The 19,093-nt window shown below is 34.5% G+C and carries 12 protein-coding genes; all 12 read left to right on the top strand.

The window, feature by feature from the left end; genetic code table 11:
* Positions 1-228: 228 nt before the first annotated feature.
* Complete coding sequence (locus ID741_RS03240) at positions 229-819, top strand: DUF805 domain-containing protein (RefSeq protein ID WP_438719022.1); 591 nt, start codon at positions 229-231, stop codon at positions 817-819.
* Between the two features lie 242 nt (positions 820-1,061).
* A complete protein-coding gene (locus ID741_RS03235) occupies positions 1,062-1,568 on the top strand; it encodes a hypothetical protein (protein ID WP_438719021.1) in 507 nt (168 codons plus the stop codon).
* 1,169 nt (positions 1,569-2,737) lie between these two features.
* The gene (locus ID741_RS03230) at positions 2,738-3,844 is read left to right on the top strand and encodes a tyrosine-type recombinase/integrase (protein WP_438719020.1); all 1,107 of its coding nucleotides are present in this window, start codon (positions 2,738-2,740) and stop codon (positions 3,842-3,844) included.
* Positions 3,845-4,153: 309 nt separating this feature from the next.
* Positions 4,154-4,858, top strand: a complete 705-nt coding sequence (locus ID741_RS03225; protein ID WP_438719019.1) for a helix-turn-helix domain-containing protein — start codon at positions 4,154-4,156, stop codon at positions 4,856-4,858.
* A gap of 92 nt (positions 4,859-4,950) precedes the next feature.
* Positions 4,951-6,744, top strand: coding sequence for a SpaH/EbpB family LPXTG-anchored major pilin (locus ID741_RS03220; protein ID WP_438719018.1), 1,794 nt, complete (start codon positions 4,951-4,953; stop codon positions 6,742-6,744).
* Positions 6,745-7,250: 506 nt separating this feature from the next.
* Positions 7,251-11,915, top strand: coding sequence for a SpaA isopeptide-forming pilin-related protein (locus ID741_RS03215; protein ID WP_438719016.1), 4,665 nt, complete (start codon positions 7,251-7,253; stop codon positions 11,913-11,915).
* 1 nt (position 11,916) lies between these two features.
* Positions 11,917-12,582: a pilin N-terminal domain-containing protein gene (locus ID741_RS03210; RefSeq protein ID WP_438719015.1), complete on the top strand. Its 666-nt coding sequence runs from the start codon at positions 11,917-11,919 to the stop codon at positions 12,580-12,582.
* A gap of 107 nt (positions 12,583-12,689) precedes the next feature.
* Entirely contained in the window at positions 12,690-14,402 is a 1,713-nt protein-coding gene (locus ID741_RS03205) for a class C sortase (protein WP_438720440.1), read from the top strand.
* 9 nt (positions 14,403-14,411) lie between these two features.
* Positions 14,412-16,478 carry a glucosaminidase domain-containing protein gene (locus tag ID741_RS03200; protein WP_438719014.1) on the top strand — a complete coding sequence of 689 codons (2,067 nt, stop codon included), beginning with the start codon at positions 14,412-14,414 and terminating at the stop codon, positions 16,476-16,478.
* A complete protein-coding gene (gene lepB / locus ID741_RS03195) occupies positions 16,475-17,011 on the top strand; it encodes a signal peptidase I (protein ID WP_438719013.1) in 537 nt (178 codons plus the stop codon). The genes ID741_RS03200 and lepB overlap by 4 nt, the downstream gene beginning before the upstream one ends.
* Before the next feature lie 15 nt (positions 17,012-17,026).
* Positions 17,027-17,785: a hypothetical protein gene (locus tag ID741_RS03190; RefSeq protein ID WP_438719012.1), complete on the top strand. Its 759-nt coding sequence runs from the start codon at positions 17,027-17,029 to the stop codon at positions 17,783-17,785.
* A 19-nt stretch (positions 17,786-17,804) separates the two neighbouring features.
* Positions 17,805-19,028, top strand: coding sequence for a hypothetical protein (locus tag ID741_RS03185; RefSeq protein ID WP_438719011.1), 1,224 nt, complete (start codon positions 17,805-17,807; stop codon positions 19,026-19,028).
* Positions 19,029-19,093 lie beyond the last annotated feature (65 nt).

Here is a 19,093-nt window from a genome sequence, read left to right as displayed (position 1 = left end):
TAATGGAATATAGAATAAAGCGTTACCTATGGGTATACCCATAGGTAACGCTTTTTATTGTGACGTGATGCTTTATATATTCCCTTTAATTGAATTTTTAATCTGTAGCCTTTAAGTGCTACATTAATTAACTGAGTCATTTTGAAGCAGCATCTTGTAAATGATTCAAATTTAGATAGATTGAAATAAATTTTTCTGATAATATTATATCTTTGAAAGGAGATTATTATGAAAAGAATATCAGAACAAGGAAAAGTATCATTTTCTCAAGCTTTCAGTGATTTTTTTAAAGGATATGCTGACTTTAGAGGACGGTCTACACGTAGAGGTTATTGGTTTGCAATGTTGGGGGTTTTAGTTGTTTATCTTATTTTAACGATTATTACCGTTGTTTCTTCTAGTAATAGAGAATATTATGAATCACCTATCAATGGTTTTATGCTATTTATAATATTAGTATTTTCATTAGCAATTATCATTCCTTCTATCGCGTTGTCAGTAAGAAGACTAAGAGATACTGGCTTGAAAAGTAAAGCAATTTTAGTCTTATACATTGTATACTATGCACTTAGTTATACTTGGGGTATGAATTTATATTCATCTGTATTAAACTCAGTATCTAGTATGGCTTCTGTGTATGGCGGTTATTCGGATGTAACCCCATCTTTAGCTAGTCTAAACTTTTCTGGATCACCAATAATTACATTTCTCACTATGCTATTATCTATATTTATAACTATCAGTGCTTTTTTACCTACAGATATATTTACTACAAGCAGTAAAAATTCTATATTGACTGCAATCTTTACAGAAAAATAATTATAAAGCCAAGGCAGGTTCCTCTATGGGTTCCTGTTTTTTTCTTTCATTTTAAGGAGAACTTCTATAATTATTAGAAAAATGTAGATACACGATATTTTTATAAAAATAATTTTTGCACTTTTTATTGTAATGAAATTCCAGATAATCTAAAATATTCATAGGTAAATGACCACAAAAATATTGGGAGTTTGTGATTATTTACTAATTTGTAAAAAAATAGAGAAAACAGGAGAATAAAATTGAAAAAAATAGGCGTAATATTTTTAGGGATTGTGACATTATTAAGTTTAACAGCGTGCTCTAATAAGGAAACAAGTCCGTCAAGTTCTAGTACTTCAACAATCATTTCGGAAAAAAATAGTAAAAGTAGTGACGTTACTACGAGTTCTACTACTGCCTCTACAGAAAGTAGTTCGTCAGACTACCTTAGTTTGATGATTGAAGCAGCACAATCACAGTTACCAAGTTTGAAGGCACAAGCTGGTGATTCCGTTGCAGATATCACAATAGAAGAAGGTCCTGATAGTACTGTAATATATAACTACACTTTTGCTCAAGCACCTGGAGTGGCTATTGATGCTGAAGCAATGAAACCTACTTTAGTTAAGGCGATGAAGCCTACCTTAGACAGTTTAAAAGGATTTGTGCCTGATGCTAAAATAGAAGTTAATTATTTAAATCCTGATGGATCACAAGTTGCCTCTTTTACCATTACACAAGAAGATACTGCACAGGTATCTGAATAAAAAATAAAATTTATTCCTTAAGAGGAAAGAAACTTATAGGTTTCTTTCCTCTTTATCTATAGTCTATGTCCATTATAGGTATACTTATAACGGATTTTTTGTTGTTAATATAGTAATAATCTCAATTGCCTATTTTACTTTTCTATTAAATATAAAGCTTAAAATTTGTTTTTCGTGTAGAATAACAATAAAAACACTTTTATCTAAAAAATTTGTAAACGATAGGATTGAATGTGTATTATGATTCCTTTAACCAATCAACAAAAACAAGCATTTGAATTAATGATCCGTTTATTAAAAAATTCAGGAGTAGTTCCTATACAAGCTTTGTATAAACATAGATATATCAATGTTATGAGTAAATCTGAATTTGAAACAGTGACTAAAAAATTTGTTAAATTCTATTTAAACTCTGATTAGTCGGAATTATAGATATGTGGTAAAAAATGGACTGAAACTTAAGAGTTTTGCCCTTTTTATTTTACTCTAAATGTATTAGTCTACTCTAGTGTCCAAAATTTATGTTCATTAAATCAAGACAGCTTCGTGTATTTTAAATGTAGATTTTCAAATAAACAAATTTTAATATGCGTATATTAAAAACGGATAGAACAAACCCTAACCGAGAAATTTCTGAAAAAAAGGGCATAACCAAAGTTATACAAGCCAGGCGTGTAATGTTGGTATTCAAATTTGAGGCATCTTTTTTTGATATAAATGGATTTTATTACTCCTTTAGGCACCTTATACTATTTTTAATTGTTATTTAAAATAGTGTAAGATTTACGTTTGATTTTTATAAGTATTTTTGAAGTTGATTTATCACAATGGTTATTTAGTTAGTCTGTTTATAGGTGTCATAGATATGAAAAAGCTTGCACAGAAATCTGCTCTTTCTAAGAGTAGATTTTTGTGCAAGTTTTTTATTTTTTTTCACTATTTTTATACTTGGTATAGAGAATACCAAGTATAAATCAATATATGCGATTAAAATGCGATTAAAATGCAGGACTATAATTGTATAGTAACCAAAATTCATATTTATTTCAATCTTTTTTCAAATAAAAATAATTGTTAGTTGAAAATTAACAAATAAATTCGATTTTTTTTGTTTTTTTAATATTTTTAACAACCGTCAATTAAGCCGTCAAAAAAAGGAGTGTTTTTTAATGCCTAAACGAGGCGAAAATATCTACAAAAGAAAAGACTTACGGTGGGAAGGCCGATATAAAAAAGGAATCAAAGAAAATGGGAAAATCCATTATGGCTATATTTATGGACGCAGCTATAAAGAAGTAAAGGAGAAGCTTTATTATTACAAATTGACTTATCAAAAGGTCTGTCAACAAAATGGGATAAGTGCGCAATCCTATGAAGAATGGGTCTATCAGTGGCTAAAAGAACGAAGAAAGACGCTAAAGGAAAGTACCTATGCCACATATTTTTATAAGTTAAAGCGTTATGTCTTCTCTCATATAGGGAATATGCCTTTAAATCAGTTAACAAAAGAGAGTATTCAACAAGTTATTGATACCTTAAGTGACCAAAATCTTGGCGCTTCAACCATTCACGTTATCTATCAAATTGTTAAAAAGAGCTTACAAGATGCTCTTACAAAAGGAAAAATTAATCAACAACCTTGTCACCATATAGACTTACCAAAAAAACAAAAAAAGATGATTCGATCTCTGTCTACTGAGGAAGAAGAAAAGGTTGAAATTGCTGCAAAGCAACTACCCTTGTCTAAGGGATTACCTATTATTTTAGCGCTACATACTGGGTTAAGGATTGGAGAAATATCAGCTTTAAAGTGGTCAGATATCGATTTTAAGGCAAAAACACTTCGTGTTACTCAATCTTACCAACGGGTTCCTTTACAACAGGAACAACAGAAAACAACTTTATTATTTACATCGGCAAAGAGTGCACAATCAATACGGGTTGTTCCTATCGGTCGAAATCTTTACAAATGGTTAAAAAAGGGTGCACGAAAAGCAATGGGACCTTACGTTTGTTCCTCTCGGGAACTACCTCAAGAGCCTAGGCAAATTACTTACTATTTCCACCAAATTTTAACGAAATGTGACTTGAAAAATATTCATTTTCACCAATTGCGTCATACTTTTGCTACGAGGTGTATTGAAGCTAATGCGAGTATCACAGCAGTAAGTGCAATTCTTGGTCATGCATCTACTCAAATGACCCTGGATGTCTATACTGATGCAAATTTAAAAAGTCGCCAACAAGCAATCTTAAAAAAAGAACAAATCGCCTAACGTCATTTTTCTTCAATATTCATTTAAAAAATGAAATGAGAAAACTGAGGGGGGCTTTTTTTGTTTTTTTTTAGATTCTTCCTCTTTTAAGACTGTGACATTTTCCGTTTATGTTATCGCTAGCTTTCAAGATAAAAAGTACCTCGTTATTCCGTAATAGCCGTCAATGGTCGTCAATGAGCTTATTCAAAAACTATTGATATCAAGGTTTATAGTCTTGTACTTAGAATTCTCTATACCAAGTATGAAAAATTGTTAAGTAATTCATTATACGCTTTTAAATGAAAAAAAAGTAGAGGGGGGAGTGAGATGGTTAGAACGCTTGTTTTAACAGAAAATGTAGAAAATGAAATGATTCTTTATGAACAATTACGTCGCTTAAGTCACGAAGCTTTCTTAACCAACGACTTATTTATTTATTGGCAAAAAAATAGATCTTTACCTGTTTGGATAGACATATTTCCAGTGATTATTATTAGCGAAACAATTCCTCAAGCAGAAGCTAAAGAAATGAGTGTTCAATTAAGTAGGGATAAACACGTTGTTTTATTAAAAATAGATGGCTTTTTATCTGTAGAAGAGGAAGAGGAGTGGCTCAATAAAGGAATTATCCACTGCTTTTCAGCGAGAGCTTCGCTTTCTGAAATGAGAGAAATGATGTTTAAATACAGTGCCAACGTGACTGCTTTAGGAAATCAGAATAGTTATGTAACGACCTTTGATGTTTTTTATAAACAGTTATCTCCTAAAGATCAGTTAATCATTGGTACATTGATAGATTCGCAAAATAAGCCTGTTACGAGACAAGCACTGTCTGATGTTGTTTGGCATAAAAGCAATAATTCTACTTTGAGTCAACTTTCTTTACGAATAAAAAAATTAAATCGCAAAATACAGGAAGTGTTTGACTTCGCAGATGCCATTATGACGAATTGGGGAAAAGGTTATTGCTTAAATGAAGAGTTTTATAAAGTACATTACAAAGAATTAAATACTGATTTAAAAGTCATTTAAAGGTTTTAGAAAGATCGATATTTATAAACAACATACACGAAGGAATAACAGTAGGTTGTCTTATTAATATAAATAATAAAAGGAGTGGGAAAATGAATAAAAAAATTCGTTTCACAAAAAAATTAGTAGTGACCACAGCTGCATTGGTGATGTTAGGTGGTGGCTTACCTATAGGATTAGGTGCAAGCGCTTATGCAGAACAAACAATTAGCAGTAATGCCAGCTCAGATACAACAACAGATCGGACAATTACAGTATGGAAATATGAAATTAAAAGTAATTCTGATTTAGGCGGTCGAGGAGATGGAGAGACTTTGGATCCTAGTTCAGCACCTGATTTAGATGGAAAAAAAGTGATGAAGGATGTCAATTTTGAATTGGTCCGTGTGATACCGAAAGATGGCGTGTCGTTAACAGACCCATTAAAACAAAAAGAGGGAACCGATTATACAGTAGACTCAAGCTTTACGAAAATGACTGGCAAGACGGCTGCCGACGGTAGCTTAACATTTAATGTAAGTAAAGATTTAACCAATAAAAAAGAAGCAGATGGCATCTATTTGGTTCGAGAAGTGAAAGATTCTAGTGGTAAATATAGTTATACAGATACAGAAGGTAAAACTGGTGAAGTGGCGAAGCCAATGGATCCATTCTTCGTGTGGTTACCACAAACAAAAAGAGATGATACAAGCAAACTTATTTACGACGTGAATGTCTATCCCAAAAATATTGTGACAGATGCTGAATTAGATAAGACGATCGAAGAAGGGCAAGGATATTCGATTAAAGCGGGTAATAATTTCCAATGGGAAGCAACAACTAAGCTACCTGATGGTTTGTATTATAAAGCAGATAAGGAAATGATTATTACTGATGTATACGATCCAACATCAGGAACAACTTCAGATAAGCCAGTGGCAATAGGAGACGAAGTTTATGCCAACTATGTAACTGTAACCGATGATTTAAATACGGCCTTATTACTAGACGATATTGAAGTACAATCTTCTACTGATGGCTCTTCATGGACTACTTTAACAAATGACAACCAGTATACAGTTACTTTAAATGGTACAAAGGTGGCAGCTGGAGACCCTGTGACTAACACAACTGCAGGAGATGCTAAAAAGGTAGTTGTAGACTTAACACAAGCAGGGATGAAAGAATTAACTGAGAAGAAGATGCCTTATCTACGAGTGGTTTATAAAACCCACGTGAATAAAGATTTTAACGGAACAATTTCAAATAAATACCAATTGAATTATTTAATACCTGGACAAAAACCAGTGGATAAAGAAAGTAATGAACCAGAATCTTATAATGGTGGATTTAAGATTAATAAAACAGCAGAATCTAAGGATACTAAATTAGAAGGTGCTGAATTTTATATCGCAGATAGTGAAGCGAATGCCAATGCTAAAAAATATCTGGCTTCAGATGGTAAATCTTACACATTAAAAGATGATGGATCATCAGATCCTGTTTTACCGAGTGGTGTTACGTACCTTATTTCAACTTCTAATGCCAGCGGAGTAGCACAATTTGATGGACTAGCTCTTAATTGGTTTACAGATTCTAATGGCGATGGCAAACAAGATCCAAATATCGATAGTGAAGCGACATGGGCAAAAGACAAAATTCAAAAAGATTATTGGATTGTGGAAACAAAAGCACCGTCAGGATATGAATTATTGAAAAAACCAGTACAAGTGACAGTCAAATTAGATACAGATACAAATCTTGTAGTAGATGTAGAGAATAAAAAGAAAAGTGATTTACCATTTACTGGTGGCGCTGGTATGACTTTATTGATTGTGATTGCTTTAGGGGCGATTACTGTAGGTACTGCAGCAGTAGTAATTGAAAAGAAACGTCGCGCTGTATAATTTAAGAGTTGAAAGGAAAAGTAAAAAGAATATTTTTCAGAAATATTTTTCTTATTCCTAAATAATACCTTTTAGGGATAGTGAGTATATTCACTATCCTTAATTATTTTTTGTCAAAAAAAAACGATTAAAGATGCTATACAAAGATACACATTCTTATAAACAGTACAATCGACTATCTTATTCTTCGTAAAAAATAGTTCATGCGTAACATTTTCAACAGCATGTAATGGAAAGAATACTGTGTATTGATTCAGCTATGATATCTATTCAGTTATTCAGTCAACAGTCTTAAATAATTAATGAAAATATACGTCTTTTATTTTTGAGTGATCTAGCCATAGAAAACTAATGAATCATAAGACGTCACAATAAAAAAAGTATGTCATTAATAGTTTATCTATTGAAATCTCTTAGCCCCTATAGAAAGAATTATTGCTATAGCGAGGAAGGAAATAATGTTATCTAAAGTTTCTCTTTAGGAAGAAAGGAAGAAAGGTAAGAAAATGATGCGGAAGAAATTAAATCTTAAAAGAGTAGGAGTAATCGTCTTACCCCTCCTAGTGATTATAGGTATATTGGTAGTAATGATTCCTCGTGGCGATCGACTAAAAGCCTCTAATGAAAATCCTTTTGTATCTATTACTGTAGGAGAAGAAGCCGCTCCTGCGACAGGCTATGAAACACAAGAAGAGTCAACCGATTTGACTTTACAATCGACTACAACCACGATAGTTAAGATTCCAATAAATGAACAATTCGAAGTTCTTCCTATTGGTGAGTCAGGAAACGAAGTTTCTCTTCCTGAGATGAGCCAAGAAGAATTTGCGCAAACAGAAACCCTCAAGAGTTGGCAGTCTCAATTAACTGAAATAGCCGAAGAAACAGAACAAACGGGGGAAACAACAACTTCTTCTGAGATCCCTAAAGTGGAATTAGTTCCTTACTTGCAAGTGGACAATGGGAACGGAAACAAAGATTTATATTTGAAATTAGAAGCCAATCAAGGACAAAAAATTCGGGTGACGAAACACAATGAAGAAGGAATGGAACTATTTATTCAAGAAGCATTTGCGCCTGAGAATCAACAAACCTTAATGAAATTTGTAAAAAAAGAATCGATAGAAGCCAATCCTGTGACTCCTGAAGTGCCCCCGGAAAATCCTTCAGAAGAAACTGAAGATGAGATTACAGAAGAAGGTACTCCTGAAGAAGCAGGTGAAGAATTATCAAACGATGCCCTATTAGAATCACGGGCAGTTAGTAACGATACCCCTTTTAAAGTGACTGTAGATGTAGGAAAAGAAACAGGTGTTGCCCCCTTTGATACAAAAAGTGGGGATGGATATGACAGTGGGAAAGACAATGATTTAGTTCGTACCTTCGATGCCGTCCAATATACGATTAATTATGGTATTCCAGTTAGTTCAGATTACGAATCTTTAGAGGTTCGTTTAGATACGGTCTTACCGAATGCGTGGAGAAAAGATTCTTCTGGTAAGTTAAGACAAACTGCAGAAATTACTAATGGGACAGTCACGACAGAAGCAAATGGTTCAAAAACTTCTAAACATAGTGTAACGACAACTTTAGCAGGGACAGGACAAGGATGGTTTACAGAGAATGTCGACACCTATGGAGGCGTTAATGGAGACTTAATACAACCACAGTTTTCTATAACTATTGTAAGTGCGAAGAAAACTGATGGGACAACGGTAGCTGTTAATCAAGTAGTGGATAGTAGTGTGATTCCAGAGATGGCTACAGGAGCAGAAGCAAAGATCACAGCGAAGCCTTATGTGGATATAAAGTTGGCTTCAACTCCTTCAATGGCTTCTTTCGAAGGAGCCACTGGGAGCAAAGATAAACCCGATACAATGATAAGAAATGTGGCAGCTTATGCGCAGTTAAAGCCTTTACCGGGAAGGACTGGTTCAACAACTTACAGCATAAAAGGAAGCACTTACCCAGTAGGTGGAATAGAGTATTCACTTAGCCAAAAGATGGTATACAAAGGAAATGGAACAAGTAAAAATTTGTCTATTGGAACGGATACGGATCCCATGGAAGTAATCATGTATGATGGCTTAAACAATTGGCTATCTAATAATCCCAAATATACTTCTGAATATAGTTCTTATGCCTCTGTTTATAAACCAATGTCTCGTCAGGGTGTAAAAGCTCCAGTAGGTTATACTCGAAAAACGTATCCTCCCACTCAACAATCTAGTACTTTAATAGGTATTTATGACACTGGTCTTCCAAAAGCAGAAAATATAGCTTCAAGTAATACCATGAAAATTACAAATACTGATTATACACCAGCTAGTGTAGGGAAAAACAAGTGGTTTTTAGATGGAAATCAAATGTCTTCTAATGCGGAACCTTTTTCGGTCATAGCTATGCAGGTACTATTTCCTTATGAATATTTAGAGAAACAAACAGGGACTGGTGCTACCTCAGTCAGTATGGACTATACCTTAAGTGTCTCAAAAGTAAAATACGAAGGAGTTGAACAAGATGTTGATGCTAGCCTTTTAGTATCGTGGAACAAAGAATGGCCTGGATCCATGAAGAATTATAGTGACTTCTTAAATGGATACAAAACAGGTTTAAGCACTGCTCCGTCAAATACTGTGAATTATGCCTCTAATGGTGACGGATCGATTACTCAAGGAAGTAATATTTGGGGAAGCATCTATACAAGTTCAACAGATTATCGTTCAAAGAAAATGATTCAATATGGTAGGTGGAATAGTAACAGTTTTCAATATGATTCAAGTAGATTAGTTACTTTCGATGATGGCACTACAGGAAGCAAAATCTCAGAACAATATTATGGAGTAGGAAGCAATTCTCCTGATATTATGTATCGTACACAGAACCAAATTGACAAAGAATATACATGGTATCCAGATGTGGCTACCGCACAAGCTAATGGTGAAATTTCTGCAATAAAGACAGTTTATACGATTGACTCACCTAATGGAGCGGTTTTGCCAAGACGACTAGTTCCATTAATTGCTAATGGAAAAGTAGGTATTCAAGATGCTTCTGGTAATCCCAATGGGTTATTCACCAATGCGTTTGTCTATGATTCAGATGGAAAACAAGTTCAGTATTATCCATCTACCTCCAGTGATTTAAACTATCAAGCACCTACTTATACAGATGATGGGGTCATAAAGACAGGAATGACACCTAAACAAGGATGGACAGACTCCTTATACATTCGATCCATGACTATTCGTCCAACTATTAGTGCCAATAAAACCGCTTATATTCCATCAGAGCCGATTCGATGGACGGTTGATGGGAATGTAAATAGTGGCGCAGACTCAAATCATAAGGTTCAATTTAAAGTGACGATTCCAAAAGAAGTCCAATATACCAATGGCACGGCGATAGACTATCAAGGAAACCCCTTACCAGACCCCAGTGGGATGGAAAAAAATTCCGACGGTAGTTGGATACTGACTTGGGAATTAGATTATGCAGCAGGGAGTACCTATAATCCTAAGATAACCTTTGATACATCAATCATCCCTTCTCAGTTGAATTTCGTCTTAAATTCTGCCACGTTAAAAGCTTCTGTGGTCAGTGATATTTGGCTAGAAAAGGATGATACCATTCGAGATTCTTCTACAGAAAGTCAACGAACGGCAGGAACGAGTGTGATTGTCACCAACTCAGGGACCATCACCGTCGATAAAGTGGTAGATAAACCATATATTGAAGCAGGAAATCAAGTGGACCCTGCCAATAGTAGTGATACCCACCCAACAGACTTTACGTATACGGTCTCCTTTAAAAACCACTCAACCGTGGCCATGAGTGATATACGGGTATTGGATGTTTTACCTTTTATAGGGGACGACCGTGGGACGAATTATAATGGTAGCTATTCTGTAGTGAATGTTGATCAAGTATCCGGCAGTACGACAGGAACAAAACGATACACCAATAACGCCGTAGCTGTCGATAGAGATCCCAATAGCATTGCTTTGAATTCCGGTTGGTATACCATTGGCAGTGATTTATCTGTCGTAAAAAATGCGAAAGCGATTATGTTTACCTATGACAAACTGGAGCCTGGAGAGACACTATCCTTCAAAATTACCTTACGACCAGATAAACAACAGGCGGGAGATATTTATGTGAACTCTCCATCATTAAACTCTAGTTTGAATCAATTTGTTCAGGGGGTAAACCGAGGGGTTCGCGTGATCGGTCGAGATATCTCTGGCGTCGCTTGGTATGACGATAGTTTAGATGGATTAATTGGGAATCAAACTTCTAGTACCATACCAGAAGATTATGCTAAAGATATTCCTGTCAAACTTTATCGCACCAGCAAAGATAATACTAGTTATAAAGATGAGTTAGTTAAGGAAAGCCTCACAGGTGAGAAGTTTGTGGATGCCTCCGGCAATTCCTTAATCAAAACAGATATTAATGGGAAATATATCTTTAAAAACTTACCGGAAGGGGACTATGTCGCAGAATTTATGGTGGATGGCATGGTGACTAGAAAAGAAGTAAAAGTCACCAAACAATTAGTAGGAAGTGATCCCAAGTTAAATTCAAAAGCTAGTCCAACAAATTATAAAACACCCGATTATCTATTACCTATAATCAATGATTTAGCTGCGGTCTATGGGGTAGATGATTCTGTTTACCATGTGACAGATGTAAATATTGGCTTGATTCGTCCAGGAAATGTTCGATTATTCAAATATATTGAAGGAACAGCAGTTGATGCCAATAAAGATGGTAAGTTAAGTGATACGGAAAAGGATAGTGGTACACCATTATCAGGTGCTGTGTTTGATATCTATACAGGAGATCAAGAAGAAAAAATTGATACTGCTACGACGAATGCAGACGGAATGATTATTTTCGATAAACTTTTTCCAGGAGATTATACCTTAGTAGAGACAAAAGCACCTAGTGGATATGAAAAATTAAAAGACCCAATTAAAATAACCGTTAGTCAAGGAGATCAAACGATTCCCCTGTACGTGGCTAATAATGAAAAAACAGGCTTACCATTTACTGGAGGAAATAGTGTATTCATGCTTCTTCTGATTGTCGCTACAAGTGTTACTTTGGTAGGATTTCTAGTGGTAATGTTCTACTATCGTCCCAGAAAAATGAAAGGAAGAAAATAAGATGAGAAAAAAAATGATTTTAGGGTTACTGACACTCTTTCTTCTTCCAATCAGTTGTCTGACATTCGCTTCAGAAAAGGTTCAAGCTGAAGAAACGGACTTATCTATTACGATTGTCAAATATAAAATTACTGACAGTAAACAGACAGAGGCCTTTCCTATAGATGGGACAAAAGCAGAAGTTGGCTCAGATAGTCTAGCACCTTTAGCCGGTATTAGTTATGTTATTACGCGTGTTTCTCCTGTACAGGAAACGACAGATTTTCAACCAGTAGAAGGAACAGATGCTTTTTCAACGACTATTACGACAGATGGTAATGGATTAGCTAAAGTTAGCCACTTGGCGCAAGGAACATACAGGGTAGAAGAGCAAAGCAATAGCTTATTAGCTAAAGTGATGGATCCAGTTATTTTGGAACTTCCGTTACCACAACGTTCAGGTCCGGCATTAAATGATGTTTATCTTTATCCAAAATCCAGTGTTATTGATACTAAGGTTCCTTCTACAGGAACAAAAACTGGAGGAGGGAATACAGCTTCTGGTCGACTACCTCAAACAAGTGGCAATATAGGCACATATTTATCATTAATTATGATTTTAGGATTTCTTATAATCATGGGAATGTTAGGGTTGTGGACTATCAGAAAAAAAAATCATTACAAATAGTAACAATAGGAGTAACCGAAAGGTTACTCCTAATTTTCTAAAAAGTTAGGAGACCATCTGTGGCTAAACAAGAAGGAACAAAACCTAAAAAGAAAATATCTGGATTAATGGTATTTGCCATCATTATGATTGTCTCTGGTGTTCTCGTTTTATTATATCCGATTGTAGGGAACCTGTTGGCAAACCGTGAACGCAGTTCTGCATCAAGTTCATATAATGAGGAATTAAAACATTTAACAAAAGAAGAAAGAGCACAACAATATCAATTGGCACAACAATATAATCATTACATATTTCAAAAGCAACAAGGAAATGAAGTGCCGAAAATTGATTATCAACAGGTCATTAAACAATCCTCTAAAGTGATGGGAACCATAGATATTCCAGCGATATCTATTAAACAAATGCCTTTTTATCACGGCACGTCATATAAAACCTTAGATAAAGGCTTGGGTCACTATGAAGATAGTTCAATTCCGATTGGTGGAAAAAATACGCGATCGGTGATTACTGGTCATAGTGGCGTTAAAAATCAGGTGCTTTTTAGTGATATTAAAAGCTTAGAAAAAGGTGATATTTTCTACATTAATATTTTAGGGAAAAAATTAGCTTATAAAATCGACTCATTTGAAGAAATATTGCCAAATGAAGTTGAGAAGGTTCATATTAATCCAGGCAAGGATCAGGTTACTTTATTGACGTGTACGCCGCCTGGAATAAACACTTATCGTTTATTAGTAACCGGCCACCGTATTCCTTATCAAAAAGCGTTAAAACAACAGGTGAAAAAAAGAAATTTATGGAGCTATCAAAACATTGTTTTATTTGCTCTCCTATTTAATTTCTTCCTATTTTTACTTTTATTGATTCTTTATCGCCATTACTTAAAACAATTTCGTTCATTGAACCCGGAGAAAGTGAATAAAGGCCGAAAACGGTTGAAACGTTTGTTCTTAATAACAAAGTCATACTTTATTCTCATCTTTTTATTTATGTTAACGATTTTAGGAATTGCGACTTATGGTTATCTCACCATGCAAGAAGATACAGCCGTTGCACCTATAGAGATTGGTGAAACGGAGAGTCTAAGTAATTATAATCTGGATAAAATTCAGCGGGCAAACTATGAAGAGCGGCAAATTGCCAGTGTCAATGTATCAGATTATGCAAAAGCAAAAAGTATGTTAATGGAATCTACAAATAATTGGGGGGTAGGTAAGCTAGCGATACCTAAGGTATCTATTGATTTGCCTATTCTGGCGGGTTTGACTAATGAGAATCTTTTGACAGGAGCAGCTACTTATCGTTCTGATCAACAGTTAGGTAAGGATAATTATGTTTTACTTGCCCATAATATTTATGATCAGGATGTTTTGCTTCATCGTATTAAGCAATTAAATGAGGGTGATTTGATTTATGCTACCGATTTTCAAAATGTTTATACGTATAAAGTAGTACGTAATGAAGTAATTAAGGATACAGAAGTAGGTGTAGTGGAAAAAAACGTCAATGGCGCACCACTAATTACGTTACTTCGCTGTGAAGGAAACATAGGGACTACTTATCGAGAAGTTGTCCAAGGAGAATTAGTCACTCAAGAATCTGTGAATGACGTCTCTAAAGAAAGATTGAAGGAATTAGGACTTAGGAAAGAAAAAGGAGCCAGTTCCCAAGAGTTAGTAAAGAAACAACCAGTATCTCCTTTTAATCAATTTGCCATGATGATTGCTGGGAAATTTGTATCAGAACCTCTTCAAACTATGGTACCAATGTTTATTTTCCTAGTTTTACCCATACTATTTTTTGCACTAATAAGATAGGAGATAGAAATGAAAAAAATAATTTTAGGAAGTAGTCTATTGTTAGTCGCTTTAGGAGGGGTTATTTATATGGCCCAGGGAGAAAGTCTTAAAGCAAGTGATGAGATAGAAATAAGCGAAAGTAGCCAAATAAGTGTAGAGACAACTGAAGCCACCATTTTGGAAGAAACTGTAGAGTCAACGACACCTTCAGGGGAGGAAAGTTCTATCTCCTTTTCTGAAGCGGTGAAAGAAGTTACACCCGAACAATCAGTGCCACAATCTAGTGTTGAAAGCACCGTAAATTCAGATAATAGTTTTAGCGCTATGGAGAATACAACGGAATCAAGTAGCATTTCCAGTACTACAGAAAGTACAACAAAGCCGAGTAGTAGTTCCAGCACTACAGAAAGTACAACAAAGCCGAGTAGCAGTTCCAGCACTACAGAAAGTACAACAAAGCCGAGTAGTAGTTCCAGTACTACAGAAAGCACAACAAAACCTCATCAGGAAAGTGGAAAAGATGAAACAGCAGTAGTTCCCAGTGTAGAACAACCAAATATTGTTCCTTATCCGTATCAACCATCAGTATCAACAAACTATTCACCAGTACCTACTATTGGGAATACAAACCCATTAGGAGAACATGAGGTGACATTAAATGAAGATTTAAAAGTGAGTCAAGTGGCTGAATCTGATTTAAATGGTTATGAACTCCCACTACTTTCTTCTTTTAATAACGAGAATCAAGGACTTCTTGTGTATGAAGGATTGAGACAATTGGGAGAAAAGGAAGAAAATTATACAAATGAGCAGTTATTGTCTGAAATGTATGTTCAATTATTCAATCAAGAATTCACCGCTATAGAGAGCCAATTAATTGACCATTTAGAAGAGTTACAACCTGGAGATACTTTATTGGTAAAAAACAAACCGATAGGGATGTATTTAGGGGAAGACCACTATTTAACTGTTAAAACAGAAAATGCGAAAGAAGAAGATACAGAAGAAATAAAAAATAGTGTGGAGGTTGCTTTATTATCTGAAAGAAAATCTGAGGAAACTATTGTTGGTAAACGAATGACCAAGTTCAATCAAACAACTTATGGGAAAGAAATATTATCATCGTACCCATCAAATATTAAAATAGATATTTCAGAAAATACACAACAATTTATTGAGCAGATAGGAAATGATGCACAAAAATTAGGATTAAAATATGATGTCTTTGCCTCTGTCATGATTGCACAAGCGATTTTAGAGAGTGGCTCTGGATCAAGTGGCTTATCATCTGCACCTAACTACAATTTATTTGGTGTAAAAGGAAGTTATGAAGGTCAGACAGTTAACTTGGCAACACAAGAAGATAATGGAGCAGGTGAACTTTACACAATTTCTGCAGCATTTCGGAAATATCCTAGTTACTCAGAATCCCTTGGAGATTATGTGACGCTTATTAGAGAAGGTATCTCTGAGAATTCTAATTATTATCAAGAAGTTTGGCGATCAGAGTCTAAAAATTATTTAAGAGCTGCGCAATCCCTTACTGGGAAGTACGCAACAGATACTTTATATCACCATAAGATTAGCTCTATCATTTCAGCTTATCATTTAACAAAGTATGATGAAAAACTCCCAGAAGAAGGAGCAGCCACTGGCGTTGTCTTACAAAGTAAAGACAGTATTCCTGAAGCTTATCGAAAAAAAATGACTTTACCAGACTATGATGGAAAAAACTACAATCTTTCAGGTTCATATCCTGTGGGGCAATGTACATGGTACGCTTATAATCGTGCAACTCAGTTAGGCGGTCACGTAGATGACTATATGGGAAATGGAGGAGAATGGGGAACAAAAGGACGTTCGCTAGGCTATGAAGTTATTCAGACACCTAAAGTAGGTTATTTAATATCCTTTAGTCCTGGGACAGCTGGTTCAGATGCTAGATATGGACATGTTGCTTTTGTGGAAGCTGTAACGGATCAGGGTATTTTAATTTCTGAAGGTAATGTTATAGGAGGGACAGTCATATCCTACCGAGTTATCCCGAATAATTTAGCCAAATCTCAGCTAGTTTCCTATATAAAACCACAATGAAAAGAACAAGAAAGACAAAAAAGAAGTCTTTAAAAAAAACACTTTTAGTTATTTTTAGTTGTTGTATGGTTGCTATTATGGTGTTTTGGGTGCATACAAATTATTTAATTCATCCTGTGGCGGGAACCTCTATGGAAGGTTCCCTACAGGATGGAGATTATGTGTTAGTTAATAAAAAATCACCTATTAGTCGCTATTCAATTATTGGCTTTTCTATACCAAAGGAATCTGGAATGTTTGTTAAACGAATTATAGGACTACCTGGAGATGCCATACTCATCCAAGGAAATCGTTTAATCTTAAGTATAGGAGATAAAGAGTTTTCAACGACTTATATCTTTGAGATAGATCCTAGAGTAGCCTATCAACTTTCAGGAAAAACAACAATTCCTAAGGACTATTATTTTGTTTTAGGAGATCATACAGCTGTATCAAAAGATAGTCGCTCTTTCGGGCTCGTTCAGTTATCAGATATAGAAGGAAAAGTACAGTACAGCCTTTATCCATTTTACAAATTGCGACCAATTAACTAAGAAAGGAGAGTCAGTATGTTTCTATCGATTATTCTAAAAGTAGCTATTGTGTTTTTAGTTTTGATTATATTAATGTTGAACGGTTATCGGTTCTTTATTAATTTACGCATTCGAAAAGTGGAGCAACAGGGAGTTTTATCTAATCAAGCGAAGAAAAAGCTGCAATATATTAAGGAAAAAGAACAATCAAAACACATCCAAGTTTTTTTAGTCAACGGATTTCTTATTGGATTAGTCATCTTATGTGTATCTATGTACTCCTTTCAGACAGAGAGGAACGTGGAAGTACTACAGGCAGAGAGTAGACGATTAAATGACGAAACTTACGCATTGAAAAAGGAACAAAAGCAGCTTGTTACAAAAATACCAGTGGAAAACTATCCTAAAAAAGGCTTAAATTTAGTAGATTATTCTTGGGAGCAATTATTTCAAGACAAAAAAGAAAATCAATTACAGTCAAGTATTGAAAATGATTTGAGTGAAAAATTAGTTCCTTATTTTGGCTATTCTACATGTATATTATCTATAAATATCCCAACTAAAACGCTTAGTTTATCTCTGGTGGGTGATTTAAACCAATCATCTAGTAAAGAGATTATTGAGGAAAATATGAAGAAGTTTGTGGCAGAAGCAAAGGATGTTCCTAAACTGACACAGGTACATTTTCAGATTAATAATAGTTCAGAAAAAAATACGACCGTTTATAGCTGTACGTATGATCGTAAGGATGATAAACAATCGTTTAAATTAGTTGATGAAACAACTGATAAATAAAAGGAGTAATGATGTGGACATGACAAGAAAACAGAAAAAGGACGGTTGGTTCTTTAGTAAAAGTTTATTGCAAGAGATAAATGAATTATCTGAGGAAGTTGAAGAAGAACAAGAAGAGGAAAAAAATGAATCGCAGAAAGAAATGGCGGAAAAAGCTAGTTCTATCGCAGTTGTGAGCAAACCTATAGACGAAAAGAATCAGCAAGTAAACGCAACAGTTCCCAAAATATTACCTATGAAAAATAAAGAAGAAAAAGGCGATATTCAAAAATTAAAAGATGAGAATCGGCAATTACGAAAGCAACTAGAATTTTTAGAAAAGATACAACAAGACATGGTGAATAATCAGTCTGAAATTACCACCATTACAAAGAAATTAACGTTGCAAAAAGAGCAGTTAGAAACAGAAAATAAGAAACTGTTGAAACAAGTTTCAGAAGAACAACAAGATGATATAGCAAATCAGGAACTATTACATGAAAAGAAACAATTAAAAAGTGCAATCTTAATGTTATCAAATAAAATGGAAGAACTAAAAGAAAGGCAGCAGCAGCTATTAGGTGAAAAAGAAGGGCTCATTTCACAAAATAAAACATTAACAACAAAGATAGAAGAATTGATATCTTCTACAGAAAACACATCAAATGAAGAAGTTGAGAAAGAATTCAGTCAATTAAAAGAAGCCCTATATACTGCACACGGAAATATTATCCAGTTGCAGGAACAAGTCAAGAAGGAACATGAGCATTCTGACATTTTAAAAAGAGAGAATATCGAATTAACCAATACTGTAGAATCTTTACACAAAAAAAGTCTAGAAAAAGCGGCTATTGAACATGAACTAAATAAACAATTATCAGATCAAAATAATCATTTGATAGCTACTGGTGAACAATTGAATGAATTAAATAAAAAAATGGCAGAACTACAAAGCACTTATGAGGAGGAAAAACAAAAGACACAACAATTAGACAATAAGATAAAGCAACAAGAAAAAGATAAATTATTCCATCAAGAAGAGGTCAGCAAAATTTTACTTTCTGCCAGAAGGCAAGGAGACGGCATCATTCAAGATGCACAAAAACAGGCAGAGGAAATCATGTTGGCCGCAGAAAAAAAAGTACAAAAACAAAAAGATGAATCAAAAGAATTTTATCAAAGCTTAGTAGTCTCACAACAAGAGTGCCAAACAATCTATGAAAAAATGGAAAAACAGCTATTACACTTTGTTAGAGAAGATTAGAAAAAATAAGCATACAAAGTAAACTATGGGGCTGCTTGGTTTAGAATGAGTAGCCTACATAGTTT

Origin of the sequence: Enterococcus sp. AZ103, from assembly GCF_051714685.1 — a bacterium.
In the GTDB taxonomy this organism is placed as follows: domain Bacteria; phylum Bacillota; class Bacilli; order Lactobacillales; family Enterococcaceae; genus Enterococcus_A; species Enterococcus_A alishanensis.
The sequence above is the reverse complement of the archived record's forward strand: the minus strand, read 5'-3'. Positions and strand labels throughout refer to the sequence as shown.

Bases quoted from the DNA above. Each gene is read 5' to 3' on its own strand.
- ID741_RS03240 (WP_438719022.1), top strand. From the start codon at position 229: ATGAAAAGAATATCAGAACAAGGAAAAGTATCATTTTCTCAAGCTTTC.
- ID741_RS03230 (WP_438719020.1), top strand. From the start codon at position 2,738: ATGCCTAAACGAGGCGAAAATATCTACAAAAGAAAAGACTTACGGTGG.
- ID741_RS03225 (WP_438719019.1), top strand. From the start codon at position 4,154: ATGGTTAGAACGCTTGTTTTAACAGAAAATGTAGAAAATGAAATGATT.
- ID741_RS03220 (WP_438719018.1), top strand. From the start codon at position 4,951: ATGAATAAAAAAATTCGTTTCACAAAAAAATTAGTAGTGACCACAGCT.
- ID741_RS03215 (WP_438719016.1), top strand. From the start codon at position 7,251: ATGATGCGGAAGAAATTAAATCTTAAAAGAGTAGGAGTAATCGTCTTA.
- ID741_RS03210 (WP_438719015.1), top strand. From the start codon at position 11,917: ATGAGAAAAAAAATGATTTTAGGGTTACTGACACTCTTTCTTCTTCCA.
- ID741_RS03205 (WP_438720440.1), top strand. From the start codon at position 12,690: ATGGTATTTGCCATCATTATGATTGTCTCTGGTGTTCTCGTTTTATTA.
- ID741_RS03200 (WP_438719014.1), top strand. From the start codon at position 14,412: ATGAAAAAAATAATTTTAGGAAGTAGTCTATTGTTAGTCGCTTTAGGA.
- lepB (WP_438719013.1), top strand. From the start codon at position 16,475: ATGAAAAGAACAAGAAAGACAAAAAAGAAGTCTTTAAAAAAAACACTT.
- ID741_RS03190 (WP_438719012.1), top strand. From the start codon at position 17,027: ATGTTTCTATCGATTATTCTAAAAGTAGCTATTGTGTTTTTAGTTTTG.
- ID741_RS03185 (WP_438719011.1), top strand. From the start codon at position 17,805: ATGACAAGAAAACAGAAAAAGGACGGTTGGTTCTTTAGTAAAAGTTTA.